Annotated in this window: 11 protein-coding genes; 7 read left to right on the forward strand and 4 right to left on the reverse strand. The window is 43.6% G+C overall.

Annotation, left to right across the window (positions count from 1 at the left end; genetic code table 11):
- Positions 1-14: 14 nt before the first annotated feature.
- The 4 genes from IPP67_05945 to IPP67_05960 all read left to right on the forward strand — a co-directional run bounded on the left by IPP67_05945 (position 15) and on the right by IPP67_05960 (position 4,713).
- Positions 15-1,424 (forward strand): Do family serine endopeptidase, encoded by a 1,410-nt coding sequence (locus IPP67_05945; GenBank protein MBL0338707.1) that lies wholly within the window; start codon positions 15-17, stop codon positions 1,422-1,424.
- A gap of 65 nt (positions 1,425-1,489) precedes the next feature.
- Entirely contained in the window at positions 1,490-2,755 is a 1,266-nt protein-coding gene (locus IPP67_05950; protein ID MBL0338708.1) for a replication-associated recombination protein A, read from the forward strand.
- A 283-nt stretch (positions 2,756-3,038) separates the two neighbouring features.
- A complete protein-coding gene (locus IPP67_05955; protein MBL0338709.1) occupies positions 3,039-3,965 on the forward strand; it encodes an RluA family pseudouridine synthase in 927 nt (308 codons plus the stop codon).
- A 64-nt stretch (positions 3,966-4,029) separates the two neighbouring features.
- Positions 4,030-4,713 (forward strand): hypothetical protein, encoded by a 684-nt coding sequence (locus IPP67_05960; GenBank protein MBL0338710.1) that lies wholly within the window; start codon positions 4,030-4,032, stop codon positions 4,711-4,713.
- A 38-nt stretch (positions 4,714-4,751) separates the two neighbouring features.
- Here the strand turns inward: IPP67_05960 and IPP67_05965 are convergent, their stop codons facing one another.
- Genes IPP67_05965 through IPP67_05980 form a run of 4 tightly spaced genes read right to left on the reverse strand, consistent with a single transcriptional unit; the run spans position 4,752 to position 10,819 of the window.
- Positions 4,752-6,980, reverse strand: a complete 2,229-nt coding sequence (locus IPP67_05965) for a VacB/RNase II family 3'-5' exoribonuclease (GenBank protein MBL0338711.1) — start codon at positions 6,978-6,980, stop codon at positions 4,752-4,754.
- A 31-nt stretch (positions 6,981-7,011) separates the two neighbouring features.
- Positions 7,012-8,187: a PLP-dependent transferase gene (locus tag IPP67_05970; protein MBL0338712.1), complete on the reverse strand. Its 1,176-nt coding sequence runs from the start codon at positions 8,185-8,187 to the stop codon at positions 7,012-7,014.
- Positions 8,188-8,195: 8 nt separating this feature from the next.
- Positions 8,196-9,563, reverse strand: coding sequence for a pyridoxal-phosphate dependent enzyme (locus IPP67_05975; protein ID MBL0338713.1), 1,368 nt, complete (start codon positions 9,561-9,563; stop codon positions 8,196-8,198).
- Complete coding sequence (locus IPP67_05980) at positions 9,560-10,819, reverse strand: threonine ammonia-lyase (GenBank protein MBL0338714.1); 1,260 nt, start codon at positions 10,817-10,819, stop codon at positions 9,560-9,562. The genes IPP67_05975 and IPP67_05980 overlap by 4 nt, the downstream gene beginning before the upstream one ends.
- 246 nt (positions 10,820-11,065) lie before the next feature.
- On the opposite strand from IPP67_05980, the gene IPP67_05985 reads away from it, so the two are divergent.
- From IPP67_05985 to clpX, 3 genes are all read left to right on the forward strand, one after another.
- Positions 11,066-12,241 carry a type III PLP-dependent enzyme gene (locus tag IPP67_05985; GenBank protein ID MBL0338715.1) on the forward strand — a complete coding sequence of 392 codons (1,176 nt, stop codon included), beginning with the start codon at positions 11,066-11,068 and terminating at the stop codon, positions 12,239-12,241.
- Positions 12,242-12,293: 52 nt separating this feature from the next.
- On the forward strand, positions 12,294-13,280 hold the full coding sequence (locus tag IPP67_05990) for an alpha/beta fold hydrolase (GenBank protein ID MBL0338716.1): 987 nt from the start codon (positions 12,294-12,296) through the stop codon (positions 13,278-13,280).
- Positions 13,281-13,545: 265 nt separating this feature from the next.
- Positions 13,546-14,802 (forward strand): ATP-dependent Clp protease ATP-binding subunit ClpX, encoded by a 1,257-nt coding sequence (gene clpX, locus IPP67_05995; protein MBL0338717.1) that lies wholly within the window; start codon positions 13,546-13,548, stop codon positions 14,800-14,802.
- The last annotated feature ends 47 nt before the right edge of the window (positions 14,803-14,849 follow it).

Raw genomic sequence — 14,849 nt, forward strand, 5'->3', positions numbered from 1 at the left:
CATCAGGAGAAGATATGAAATCTATATCCATAAAATTTTTCTTATATATTATTTTTGTTTTAGGAGCGGTGGGTTCTTTAAGCGCGCAGGAACTTCCCACCAGCCAAGAACAAATACAGCTGAGTTTTGCGCCGCTAGTTAAAAGAGTATCACCAGCGGTCGTCAATATTTATACGCAAACGGTTAACAGAAACCCTGTTTCCCAAAATCCCTTATTTGACGATCCTTTTTTTAAGGAATTTTTTGATAATACTTTAATGATGCGAGCACCGCAGATACAGCAATCATTAGGTTCCGGTGTCATTATTTCCCCGGAAGGGTTAATTGTTACCAATAATCATGTTATTCAAGATAGTGATGAAATTGTTGTCGTATTGAATGATGGGCGGGAATTTGGGGCCAAGGTAGTGGCGGCTGATCCAAGGTTTGATTTGGCGCTGATTCGGATAAGCGGTGGTAATCAACCATTTCCTACGTTGCAGTTACGTGATTCAGATGAAGTCGAAATTGGGGAACTGGTCTTGGCGATAGGCAATCCCTTTGGATTTAACCAAACCGTCACTAGCGGGATCATTTCGGCCTTGGCTAGGACGGATATAGGGATTGCCGATTTTTCTTTTTTCATTCAGACAGATGCGTCAATAAACCCTGGTAATTCAGGTGGGGCATTGATTACGATGGATGGTCGTTTGGTGGGGATTAACAGCGCTATCTATAGCCGCAGTGGTGGTTCGGTGGGCATTGGCTTTGCCATTCCCTCTAACATGGTTCGTGCCTTTCTCAATGCAGAAAAAACGGGTGGGCGTTTAATTCGACCATGGCTAGGGGCGGCTGGCGAGGATTTATCTCTGGATAATATGCGAAAACTGGGATTAGTGGACCGTAAGGGTTCCATCATCACCCAATTGTTTCCCAATAGCCCTGCAGAACAAGCGGGCTTGAAAATAGGTGATGTGGTGACGGCTTTGAATGGTCGAACGATTGAAAATTCCCAAGCCTTGCGCTTCCGGCTGGCAACTACCACTGTTGGTGATAGCATCAACCTAACCATTTGGCGGAATAAGCAAGCCATGAATTTTGCCGTTACGCCTATTTCACCACCTGATAAGCCCTATTTGAATGAAACAACCTTAAAAGGCGACAATGCCCTGGCAGGTGCTGTGGTTGGTAATATCTCGCCTGCTTTTGCAGAGCGGTATTCTTTGGACGGTTTTTGGTCGGGGGTCATTATCCTGAACACAGAACGGGGCGCGTTAGCTGGTCGCTCGGGGTTCATCCGCGGGGATATTATTTCCTCGGTTAATGGGCAGAAAATTGAAACCATTGCGGATTTAACAGCGGCTTTAGAAAAAGTGAAAGGTACTCGAACCTTGCAAGTACAAATATACCGTCAAGGACAATTAAGGACGATCAATTTTCGGTGAAGCAAAACCAATTTCATAACCAAACCACCCTTTTCCAGCAGACAGCAGTTAAGCCGCTGGCAGATATGTTGCGCCCCACTTCCATCAACCAAGTGGTGGGGCAGGAACATTTGTTGGGAAAAGACGGCCCTCTAGAGCGCATGGTAGAAAACCAGAAATTATCTTCCATGATCTTATGGGGGCCACCGGGTTGTGGAAAAACCACGCTGGCTAAACTTCTGGCGGGCTCCGTAAAAGCCGATTTCCACTCATTCTCCGCCATTTTTTCAGGCGTGCAGGATCTAAAAAATCTGTTTGAGTTGGCTAAACGCAATCGCCAAATAGGGCAGGAAACCATTTTATTTGTGGATGAAATCCACCGGTTTAACCGTACCCAACAAGATAGTTTCCTGCCCGTGGTTGAAGATGGTACCATTATCTTAATTGGCGCAACCACCGAAAACCCATCTTTTGCAATTAATGCTGCCTTATTATCCCGTTTAGAAGTTTTTGTACTGAAACGTTTGGAGGAAGCCGTTCTTCGTCAAATGATTGAACGGGCCGAAAAGATCTTGGGCAAGAAATTGCCGTTAACACCGGCAGCCTTACAAAGTATGATCAGTTTGGCTGATGGGGATGGGCGCTATCTATTAAATATGATTGAAGCGGTTTTCGCCCGCAAACAAAAAGAGCAGGATTTAACCCCAGAAGATTTGGCGGGCCTTTTATCACGGCGTGCCCCAGTTTACGATAAATCGCAAGAAAGCCATTATAATTTAATTAGCGCTTTGCACAAATCCTTGCGCGGGTCAGATGTGGATGCGGCTTTATATTGGTTTGCCAGGATACTCGAAGGTGGGGAAGATCCGCGTTATATCGCCCGCCGTTTAATCCGTTTTGCGGTTGAGGATATTGGTTTGGCTGATCCCCAAGCGTTAAGCCAGGGGATAGCTGCCCTACAAGCCTATGAAAAATTGGGAAGCCCCGAAGGGGAATTGGCGCTTTGCCAAGCCGTTATTTACATGGCGTTGGCCCCTAAATCAAACGCTGCTTATATGGCCTTTAAGAAGGCTAAAAAAATGGCTATAGAACATGGTTCTCTAATGCCACCTTTATCTATATTGAATGCCCCCACTGGTTTGATGAAGGATTTGGGATATGGGGATCATTACCACTATGATCACGATTATCCCGACGCTTTTGCCGGACAAAGTTTCCGCCCCTCAGGATTGCCGGAACAGCCGCTTTACGCCCCTAACGACAGGGGTTATGAAAAGCAATTGCAAGAAAGACTGGAGTGGCTGCAAAGGCGCCGGTTGGCTATCCAACAAAAAGCTGGGAAAAAAAACTGATATGTTGAACATAATTTGGGTAGGGATTGGTGGCGCGATAGGATCAATATGCCGTTATCTGATCTCAAGCAAACTGGCTATATGGGTTGGCCGCCATTTTTCTTGGATTTTCTTTCTCTTTATTCCCGCGGTTTAATTGGACAATCTCTATTATATGTTGGATTATCTCTATTTCTTTCTTTGAGCGCCGCGTTTTTAGGGGTATTAATTGTGGAGTATTGTTGCCGTGGGTAATAAAACGGACCTATCTAACCGCCATCAGGTAACGCTTGATGAAAATGATATGCGCCTGGATCGTTGGGTACAGCGGCAATTCCCAGCTTTAAATTTCGTCCGTGTCCAAAAACTATTACGAACCGGGCAGGTGCGGTTAGAAGGGAAAAGGGTGTCTGGTTCAGAACGGTTGGTAGCCGGGCAAGAAATCAGGTTCCCGCCAGCATTATTGGATCCGCCTGTCGATAACCCAGAAATTGCCGAGGCAAAGCCTTTACCCAAAAATTTGAGAAATTTTCGAGATTGGATCATTTATGATGATGCAGATTTATTGGTGCTTAATAAGCCCGCGGGTTTAGCTGTACAGGGGGGGAGTAAAACGTTCATTCATTTGGACGGGATGCTGGATCATTTTCAGTTCGATTATCAGGCGCGCCCCAAATTAGTGCATCGTTTGGATAAAGAAACCAGTGGGCTGCTGGTTTTGGCCCGCCATATTAAGGCTGCACAATATTTAACCGAAGCTTTCCGGGATCATTCCATCCGCAAAACCTATTGGGCGTTGGTCAGTGGGGTACCCAAAATCCAACAAGGGGAAATTAAAGCCAAGCTTCAGAAAATGAGGGCAGGTCAGGAAGAAATGGTTAGGGTGACGGAAGAGGGGCAAACAGCAATTACCGATTATCAAGTGGTTGAAAATGCCGGACAAAAATATGCCTGGCTGGCTTTATGGCCAAAAACTGGACGTACGCACCAATTGCGGGTTCATTGCCAATTGATGGGCACGCCCATTTGCGGCGACGATAAATATGGTTTTCGCTCAATGGCTGAGGAAGAACATAATTTTGATAAGAATTTATATTTGCATGCGCGCGCCATCACCATTCCTTACCCAGGGAAAAAGCCTTTGACTTTATCGGCGCCTCTTCCGGCCCACATGCAGGAGGCTTGGAAATTATTAGGTTTTGATGAAAAAAATAAATTAGGAAAAAATTAATCAAGTGACGTTGATAATGTTAGGAAATACCAAGGGGTTATTGCAGGATTAGAGTGATACAGAGATGAAGAAACAGGGATCTATATTACCGGTTGTTATAAAAAAACAGGACAAATCTTTTTTTTTAGAGCAGGGGAATAAAGCTTTCTTAACCCCCAAGGGACATAAACTGCTGTTACCAAATGAACGCTTAGCCAGGGCTCTTAGCTCTGAATATCAGATGCAGTCCAGCCATGCTGGTTTTTTGCTTAAATTATGTTATACAGCGGTCGATTATATTGCCGATAATCCAAAAAAGATGGTTGAAAATTGGCAAGCAGATATTGATCATGATTGTTTATTTCACTGGTCAGAATTACCCGTGGATCTTTATCTTGAACAACAAGAAAAATGGCAGCCAGTCATCTATTGGTTTAACCAAACCTATCATACCGATTTTGTCCCGTTTTATACTTTCCATGTTCAAAAACAACCTGATTTATCTAAAAAGCATTTTGCTGAATTGATAGCCCCCTTTAATCATTGGCAGTTAGCGGTATTTATGAATTTGGCACAAGAATTATCCTCATCCCTTCTCGCCTGGGCAGTGATAGAAAAATTTATTTCTGTCCCAAAGGCTGTGGATTTAAGTTTGCTTGAGGAAAAAAACCAAATTGGGAAATGGGGGGATGATCCATTTTTGCAGAATAGGCGCGACCTGGTTTTGCAAGAGTGTTTGCAGGCGTATAATTTTCTTGAGCTGTTATAAAAAATAACGAAGATAATCTGTATGACATAAAAGCTGGGTCAGCGTTTTCTAAATCTGCGCGGGCTCACAGGTTTACGCGATCTTGCCAAAGTCGCGGAAGGATTTCTTGTGGGTGTTCCTTTTTCCCGAATGCCAAATAATAATTTACCATCCGCCAAACTTATGGCTTCCAAAGTGGCTTGGACAATATCGCCTAATCTAAATCTCTTCTTTGATGATTGACTAGCGAACTCGGCATCTTTGGCGGAATAAGCATAATAGTCTGTTCCCAGCATGCGGCTGGGAATTAACCCCTCCGCACCTCCTTCGTTCAACCGGATAAAAATCCCAAAATCCATCACTTGGACAATGCGCGCCGTAAAAACTTTGCCAACCATTTCTTCAAAATGCAGGCAGGTGAGGCGGTCGAGAGTTAAACGTTCGGCACTTGCTGCTTGTCTTTCCGTGGTTGATATTTCTTGAGCAACAACGGGCAATTCTGCTGCATCTTCAGGCCTTAGCCCATCATAACCTAAACGAAGGGCAGAGATTAAGCCGCGGTGAACGATCAAATCGGCATACCGACGGATTGGGGAGGTGAAATGGGTGTATTCTTTCAATCCCAATCCGAAATGCCCCTGATTATTGGCCATATACAGGGCCTGTGTTTGCGTGCGTAGAACCATTTCACTGATAACCGAGGAGAGCGGGTGCGAGCGTGTTTTTTTTAGGATCTGGTTAAAAAAATTACCGTTTAAAGGGGAAGGCTTGGAAAACTCTAAATCCAATTTTGCTAGATATTGCAACAATTCTTGGACATGGGTCAAATCGGGTGGTAAATGGTTTCGGTAAACACCTGCTTGGCCGGTTTCTTGGAGAATCTTAGCGGCGGCCACATTGGCGCAAATCATGAATTCTTCAATTAATTGGTGGCTGGGTAGGGACTGGCGTAGTCCTAAAAATTCAATTTTTCCATCGGTTGATACGCTAGCTTTCCGTTCAGCAATATCCAATTCCAAGGTACCGCGGTGTTGACGGTTTTTAAGAAAACTATGATAAGCGCCATATAAAGATAGTATAGCTTTTCCCAAAGGTTTCGTTATTTCATCGGGTTTGCCGTCATAGGCATTTTGCACTTGCTCATAAGTCAACCTTGCGGCCGAACGCATCAATGCCCGGTTAAACCGGTATGAAATAAGATTGCCTTCCTGATCGATGCGTAAATGGGCAACAAAACACCCCCGATCTTCCAATGGTTTTAAGGAGCATAATTCATTAGAAAGGTTAAAAGGTAACATGGGGATAACGCGGTCTGGAAAATAAATAGAATTTCCACGTTGACGCGCTTCCTCATCCAACGCAGTACCTGGGCGGACATAATAGGCAACATCGGCAATCGCCACCATGATTTGCCAACCACCCTTATTGCTTGGGCGTTGATCCGCTTCTGCCCAAACCGCATCATCAAAATCACGGGCATCACTCCCATCAATTGTTACAAAAGGAACATCCCGTAAATCTTGACGATCAGCAAGATCCGGCACTTTAATATTTTTGGTTAATGCCAGTGCTTCTTCTGAAAACTCTACCGGGAAATGAAACTCATGGGCGGCCACTTGGCTTAAAAGCAGGGGGTTTTTAGAGGATCCTAAAGACCTGATAATCCGGGCGGCTTTCTTTGGATTGTCCGGCAGTTCGGCAATGACCCAATCCCCTCTTTCAGCCAATTGGGTGGATGATTGGATCAATGGATAAACTGGTTGGGTCGATTGTTTGCGGGCGATTTGGATGATCGCCTTGCCATCTTTTTGATAAAAAATACCAACCTTTTCCAAAGCCGGCTGATCCGTCGCCCGATCCTGAATGGCCCCATGGTAAACGTGAGAAGCACTTTCGGTTAATTTGAAGTGAATCATATCGTTTGGGCGGTAAGACAAGCCAAGCGAGTTTTTATCGGTAATAACCTCCAGCGTTTTTGGCAGTTTTTTCTGTAAATTATGTCGGTTAACGGTAAAATGGATTGTGTGCTTTTTAGGAACTATTTTGCTCACCCGACCGATAAGCGATAAAGTCGATTCCGGCGAAAGATCAATTTTTTTTAAGCGGGAGGGTAACAGGCCCTCCAGCTTTAGTTGTTTAATATAATCGTTTAAAATCAATGTTTGATCACGGGGAATGGAAAAAGCCCTGGCGATTTCGCGTTTACTAATGGCTTGAGGACCTTTATATTCTCGAACAAACAGGCGAATATCATCAAAAGATGGAAAATCTTTTCGTTTTTTTGTCAAATGGACAAAACTTTTTTTGTAAGCATTATTTCTATAATCCTTGCAAGGCCTGTTTTAGGTCATTGATCAAATCTTCCACATTTTCAATCCCGACTGAAAGTCTAACTAATCCATCCGTAATGCCAAGTTCTGCACGCCTTGGAGCCGGAATGGAGGCATGAGTCATAATCGCCGGATGTTCGATTAAGCTTTCAACACCGCCTAGGCTTTCCGCTAAAGCAAAAATTTGGCATCTTTCCAAGAAACGTTTGGCAGGTTCTAACCCGCCCTTGATATCCGCAACCATCATGCCGCCAAATCCATCCATTTGCTTTTTAGCTAACGCATATTGGGGAAAATTTTTTAGACCCGGATATATTACTTTATTGATCGCTGGATGGGTGCTTAACCACTCGGCAATTGTTAAAGCATTTTGACAATGCCGTTCCATCCGAAGGGATAAGGTTTTTAAACCCCTTAATGCCAGAAAACAGTCGAATGGGCTTGGGATAGCACCTAAAGAATTTTGTAAAAAAGCCAGCTTTTCTTTAATTTCTTGATTTTGACCAACAATGGCAATGCCACCGATCATATCAGAATGCCCATTCAGATATTTAGTGGCCGAATGCATCACCACATCAATCCCCATATCTAAGGGTCTTTGTAGGATAGGGCTGGCGAAGGTATTATCCGCTACTGTCCATATTTTCTTTTGCTTGGCGAGGATTGCCACTGCTTCTAAATCAACCATTTTTAAAGTGGGATTGGTGGGTGTTTCCACCCAAATCAACCGAGTTTCTGGTTTGATTGCTTGTTGTAATTTTTCGATGTTGCGCAAATCAACATAGGTAAATTGCAAATTCGCAGATATTTTACGCACCCGTTCGAACAAACGGTAAGTGCCACCATACATATCATCCATAGCAATGATGTGGGAGCCGCTGGGCAAACAATCTAAGATAGTTGCAACGGCAGCCAAGCCGGAACTGAAGGCATAAGCAGCTGTCCCATTTTCCAAATCTGCGACACATCGCTCATAAGCCTGCCGGGTGGGATTATGGGTACGGGAATATTCATAACCTTTATGTTTGCCGGGGCTTTCCTGCACATAAGTTGAGGTTGCATAAATGGGCATCATGATGGCACCCGTTGTCGGATCAGGGTGTTGCCCTGCATGAATGCCGCGGGTTGCCATGCCTAATTGATTGCGCGTGGTATTTTTTGCCATGATTTTTTTTATGAAATAGGGGTTGAGATGAAATGATTGATTAAGTCAGCACGCGTAATGAAGCCAACAAATTGATCTTGATGTAGGACAACAACATAAGGGGTAGTTTTAAGGGTTTCTTTTACTTTTTCTATGCCAACATCAGACTCAACTTTGCTAAACTGGCGTGACATGATTTTTGACACCAACAGCTCAGACAAAGGTTGACGAAAGTGATATTGAAGAATCATATTGTCATCAACCATTCCCATTATCTTTGATTTATCTAAAACCGGCAGTTGCGACACATCGTGTTGGCGCATACGCTTATAAGCTGTTAGTACCGTATCGGTGGGACTTACAGAAACTGTACGACCTGATTGCTGTGGTCTGGCTACAAGATCACGTAAATCCCCATTTTTTTCACGAACCAATAAACCTTGTTCTTCCATCCATTGGTCGTTAAAAGCTTTTGACAAGTACTTGTTGCCGCTGTCACAAACAAAAGTAACCACCCGCTGCGGATAACGCTGTTGTCGGCAATAACGTAAAGCGGCGGCAATTAAGGTGCCGGACGATGAACCGGCTAAAATGCCTTCACGTTTCAACAGTAACCTTGCTGTTTCCATGCTTTCCGCATCATCGATGGTATAAGCGGTTTGAATAAGTCCCATATCGAGAATGGCGGGGACAAAATCTTCCCCAACCCCTTCAACCAGCCAAGAACCAGGAATATCATGAGTGCCCTTATTGACTAAATCGGCAATAATTGACCCTTTCGGGTCGGCGACCACCATTTTGACGTGAGGGGCGGTTTTTTTGAAAAAACGGCCCAGTCCAGTTAAAGTTCCCCCAGAACCCACACCGCAAATCACCGCATCCAATTTCTTGCCCATTTGCTGCCAAATTTCTGGCCCGGTTGTGCTTTCATGCGCCCAAGCATTGGCAGGATTTTCAAATTGGTTGATATAAAAGGAGCCAGGAATTTCGCGGCTGAGGCGTTCTGCTATATCTTGATAATATTCAGGGTGGCCTTTGCCAACATCAGAGCGGGTAGTGTAGATTTCAGCACCCAAGCCCTGTAAATGGACAATCTTTGCCTGGGACATTTTATCGGGTATTACTAAAATCAGCCGGTATCCTTTACGCGCGGCAACCAAGGCTAGCCCAAGTCCGGTATTGCCTGCGGTGGCCTCGATAATAATGCCGCCGGGTTTTAACTTACCCTCTTTCTCAGCAGCACTAATCATGGATACGGCAATCCGATCCTTAATCGACCCCCCCGGATTTTGGTTTTCTAATTTTAGAAATAACTGGCAAAGGCCAGTATTTATTTGGGTTACCTGCACTAAAGGGGTTTGCCCGATGGTTTCTAAAATGGAATGGAAAGGCATCATGGTTTTTTCTTCATATCCTCTTGTTCTGCATCACTATCATCCGAACGGCTGGCCAAGCGCCTAGTTGGAAAGCCAGCTTCATTTAAAGCACTTCGTATTTGCTGAATATGCCCTGCGTTCCTGGTTTCAATCACCACGTCTACATCCGCCGATTTAACCGGCAAGTCTGAAAACATGCGCTGATGATGGATCTCAATAATATTGCCGCCTTGCTCACCGATTAAGCCAGCAACTTTTGCAAGCACCCCAGGCTGATCTTGAATTTCAACACGTAAGGTGACCAAACGCCCATCCCGTAACATGCCCCGCATTAATATCTGTGACAATAAGCGAGGATCGATATTGCCGCCGCAAATGGGAATAGCCACGGTTTTTCCGCTAAAAAGGTGCGGATGGCCTAAAACACCTGCAAGGCCAGCAGCCCCAGCCCCCTCAGTAACAATTTTTTGTTGGGTAACCAGCAGTTCAATCGCGCGCTCCAACATATTTTCATCAACTAAAATAATGTCTTTAACCAATTCTTGGATGATGGGCAAAGTATGTAATCCAGGGGTAGGTACGGCAATGCCTTCCGCTATTGTTTGGCCTTGGCTGGCACTGGTTGTTTTATGAAAAGCATTATAAATCGCCGAATAAGACTTGCTTTGCACCCCAATAACATCAATTTTGGGGTTCATATATTTCACCGCTAAAGCGATGCCAGCAGCCAATCCACCCCCGCCAACCGGAACCACAATCACATCCAAATCTTTGACTTTTTCGAGTATTTCAAGGCCCATTGTGGCTTGTCCGGCAATGATTAAAGGATCATCATAGGGATGGACAAAAGTCAGGTTCTCTTTTTTGGCCACTTGTTTGGCATAATCAGCAGCTATATCAAGCGAAGAACCATGCAACAAAACGCGTGCGCCTAAATTTCTGGTGCGCTCAATCTTATTGAAGGGGGTGGCTTGGGGCATGACAATCGTGGTGGGGATTCCCAGGCGCTTGGCATGATAGGCAAGTCCTTGGGCATGATTACCAGCTGACATAGCGATAACGCCGATTTTTGCCTGTTCGGGTGTTAAATTGACTAATTTATTTAAAGTGCCGCGGTCTTTAAAAGAGCCAGTATATTGGTATAAATCCAGTTTCAAATATAATTTTTTAAGATTGAGTAATTGGGCTAACCTTAAGGATTCAATGGTGGGTGTATCAATGATTTGTTTGGATAAAACGGTTCTTGCTTGCTGAATATGCTCAAGAGTGACTGTCATGGAAATTTTCTATTCTTGGTTAACAACGTAAGAGAACGACGGTGATTGCTACGCGCAGCTTAACGCTGAAAAATTTTGTAAACAAGTGAATAATCAACCGGCAAGAAGTCTAGCAACTGTTTTTTGTAATACAGCTCCATTTTTTACTTCATGAATGGACAATTACCAAAATTTCTTTATTTTACGATTTATCATGGCGGTCATTTTAAGAAATTCGTGAATAAAATAAGCAAGGATTTTTGTATTTTGGTAAAAGTTTTTAAAACAGTTGATGCCGTAGTTCGGGCTTTAACACCCAGCTACCCGGTTTATTGTTTCCGTCCCCACGTTTTTCACAATCTTGCCAGTAGTTTTTTGCAAGAGTTTCCGGGAAGGGTTTTATATGCGGTTAAATGCAATCCCCATCTCGAAGTTTTAAAGGCATTATATAATGCCGGAATTAGGCATTTCGATACGGCATCACTTCCTGAAATTGCGCTTATCCGAGAAAATTTTCCTGATGCTGCCATTTATTTTATGCACCCGGTTAAGGGACGGGCAGTCATTAAAACTGCTTATCACGTTTATAACGTGGATAATTTCGTCGTGGATTACCAAAATGAACTGGATAAAATTATTGAGGAAACAGGTGGTGGCAGCGGCTTAACAATCTTTGTGCGCCTGAAAACCCCGCCGGTTGAAGGCACATTTTACCATTTGGCTGATAAATTTGGTGCTTCGGTTGCGGAAGCGGTGCAGATGTTGCAACAGGCGCAATCGATGGGGTGCCAATTAGGATTAGCTTTTCATGTTGGCTCGCAATGCCTTCATCCGGAAGCTTACCTACAGGCCTTAAAGATTGTTGCAGAAACATTGAAGCAAGCTAAAGTTAATTTACATTTTTTGGATGTGGGGGGCGGCTTTCCTTCCCAATATATGGGACAGAAAATAGCAGGATTGGCCGAATATGTGAAGTCAATTGAAACGGGTCTTCAAGCAATTTCTTTAAGGCGCGATTGTGTCTTAATGTGCGAACCTGGCCGTGCCCTGGTTGCTGAGGGGATGTCTATGGTGGTTCAAGTTTTATTAAGGAAAGGCAATCAGCTTTACATTAATGATGGGATTTATGGTTCTTTAAGTGAAACAGTCACGGCCAAACTAAAACTGCCCACTCGGTTAATTCGGTTCAAAAAACCTGTGTCCACTGATATTATTTCTTATACGATAAACGGGTGTAGTTGTGATTCCTTAGATGTTTTGTCAACCACCTTTGATTTGCCAGCAGATGTGGTAGAGGGGGATTGGATTGAAATCGACCGCATCGGTGCCTATTCTAATGCGTTGGCCAGTCATTTTAACGGGTTCTATCCGGAAGCGGCGGTGATTGTTGAAGATGAACCTTTTTCAAGTCTCCATCCACGTTTTTTGAAAAGCAATGATTAACAATAAGGCGATATCCAATTAAAATTCGGGAAGAATTAGGAAGCGGCAAATATTGGGTGATGATCTGAAATTTCCTGATTTCCAACCACGGTTTCCTTGGATCAATGCCGATCTACAAACGATCAGGAATTTTCTTGTCGATCCCAACCCCGTTATTACAGCGGTCAAAATTGAAGAAAAAATATTTCAAACTCATGACGGCAGCCAAGATCAAGTAACGGCAATCATTCATTGGCCTGTTTTGTCTGATCCACAACGACCCTTAATTATCTTGATTCACGGGATAGCAGGCTCAGCCAATAGTATCTATATGAAAATGGCTGCTGCTTTCTTCTCAAAGCAAGGATATCCGGTAATGTGCCTGAATCTAAGGGGGGCCGGGTCTTCCGCAACATTATGTAAAAGCAGGTATCACGGTGGATTTACGCGTGATCTACAGCCAGTGATTGATCAAATAAAAGTGGCTTGCTCCTTTTCAAGTTTGTTTTTTATAGGCTTTTCTTTAGGGGGAAATATCGTGTTGAAGTGGGCGGCAGCAAAGCCTGATCCCATCGTAAAAGGGTTTATAGCGGTCTCTGTTCCCATTGACTTAGCTTTAACGGAACGACAAATTGCCTTGCCTAGAAACTGGTTTTACCATCAATATTTGCTTCATTGCCTGAAGGAAGAGTTTCAGGGTCACCCCCTATATCAATCATTGGCCCTGAAGGAACGCCGGGCCATCAAAACGATTTATGAATTTGATACCCGCATTACGGCGCCAATGGCAGGATTTAGTACAGTCGAAAAATATTATCAATGGGCGAGTGCGATAGATGACTTACATGTCATCCGTGTCCCGACCTTATTCATTCAGGCCCAAGATGATCCTTGGATCCCTTTTTCTGCATTTAACACTGTCAAGGAGGGGATGAACCCACCTTTAACCTCATTATTTCCCAAAAACGGTGGCCATTTGGGTTTTCATGGCACTGGTTCTCTGGTGCCTTGGTATAATCGCTGTGCCCAGGTTTTTATTGAGCAGTGTTTGCAAAAATAAGATTGCGAATTTTTTTTGTTAATCGTTATTTATACCGGACGATTGCATCTGCAAGACCCGTAACGAATAAAAATAAGTGAATCTCGGAAGGAGATTTTTTAATAAAAACCCTCAGCCTTATTGTAAACACGGAATAATTAGCTAAGTATTAAAAATAACAATTTGATTATGCTAATAAAATAAATTGTACAATAACGTAGGAATAGATATTCTGACAAAGAATGTAAAATGTCATATCAAACGTTATTTATTAATTGGATGGAAGATGACGAAGGCAATTGGCTCGGATAAAAATAATCTTTATTGTTCTTTTTGTGGCAAAAGTCAGAACGAAGTTCGCAAACTCATTGCAGGGCCAACGGTTTTTATCTGTGATGAATGTATTGATCTTTGCACCGATATTATCAAAGAAGAAAATAAGACAAATGTTGTTAAATCCCGTACCGGGTTACCAACACCCCAAGAAATTTGTAAAACCCTGGATGATTATGTCATTGGGCAGGAGCATGCCAAAAGGGTCTTATCAGTTGCGGTGCACAATCATTATAAAAGGTTGGCCCATAGTAATAAAAGCCATGACACGGAATTGTCTAAATCAAACATTTTGCTCATTGGACCTACAGGAAGTGGCAAAACCTTGCTTGCCCAGACCTTAGCACGGATTTTAGATGTTCCCTTCACAATGGCGGATGCAACCACCTTAACCGAAGCTGGCTATGTGGGGGAGGATGTGGAAAATATCATCCTGAAATTACTCCAGGCTTCAGACTATAATATTGAACGCGCCCAACGCGGCATTGTTTATTTGGATGAGGTGGATAAAATCAGCCGCAAATCCGAAAACCCTTCCATCACCCGGGATGTTTCCGGTGAAGGTGTTCAGCAGGCGTTATTGAAAATTATGGAAGGGACTGTTGCTTCAGTGCCACCGCAAGGTGGGCGGAAACACCCCCAGCAAGAATTTTTGCAAGTTGATACTACCAACATACTATTTATTTGCGGCGGTGCTTTTGAAGGGCTTGAGAAAATCATTGCTGCCCGTGGACAACCTTCATCAATGGGTTTTGGAGCGTTAGTCCGGGCACCTGATGAAAGGCGGGTCGGGGCTCTTTTGAAAACGATTGAACCGGAAGATTTGCTAAAGTTTGGACTAATACCAGAATTTATCGGCCGGTTGCCAGTGATTGCCACCTTGGAAGACCTGAATGTGGCCACGTTAGTTAAGATTTTAACGGAGCCTAAGAATGCTTTGGTTAAACAATATCAGCGTTTATTTGAAATGGACAATGCGAAGCTAGAATTCACACCGGAAGCTTTGCAATCCATTGCAGAAAAAGCTTCTGCCCGTAGAACAGGGGCACGTGGATTGCGCTCGATCTTGGAAGAGTTGCTATTAGATCCTATGTTTGAATTGCCAAGTAAGCGGGATCTAGAATCGGTTGTTATTGATAAGAGTGTTGTTGAGGGCAAGAAAAAGCCTATTTATTTGCCGCGTCAACATAAAGAAGAAAAAACAGCTTAAACAATAAAAAATAATGGCTACTTGATATTCTCGTTATTTGCCCAATT

The sequence above is a fragment of the Rhodospirillaceae bacterium genome (genome assembly GCA_016722635.1).
In the GTDB taxonomy this organism is placed as follows: Bacteria; Pseudomonadota; Alphaproteobacteria; order JAEUKQ01; family JAEUKQ01; genus JAEUKQ01.

Coding starts and splice junctions, on each gene's coding strand:
- clpX (MBL0338717.1), top strand. CDS start 13,546: ATGACGAAGGCAATTGGCTCGGATAAAAATAATCTTTATTGTTCTTTT.
- IPP67_05955 (MBL0338709.1), top strand. CDS start 3,039: ATGCGCCTGGATCGTTGGGTACAGCGGCAATTCCCAGCTTTAAATTTC.
- IPP67_05960 (MBL0338710.1), top strand. CDS start 4,030: ATGAAGAAACAGGGATCTATATTACCGGTTGTTATAAAAAAACAGGAC.
- IPP67_05945 (MBL0338707.1), top strand. CDS start 15: ATGAAATCTATATCCATAAAATTTTTCTTATATATTATTTTTGTTTTA.
- IPP67_05975 (MBL0338713.1), bottom strand. CDS start 9,563: ATGATGCCTTTCCATTCCATTTTAGAAACCATCGGGCAAACCCCTTTA.
- IPP67_05980 (MBL0338714.1), bottom strand. CDS start 10,819: ATGACAGTCACTCTTGAGCATATTCAGCAAGCAAGAACCGTTTTATCC.
- IPP67_05970 (MBL0338712.1), bottom strand. CDS start 8,187: ATGGCAAAAAATACCACGCGCAATCAATTAGGCATGGCAACCCGCGGC.
- IPP67_05950 (MBL0338708.1), top strand. CDS start 1,490: ATGTTGCGCCCCACTTCCATCAACCAAGTGGTGGGGCAGGAACATTTG.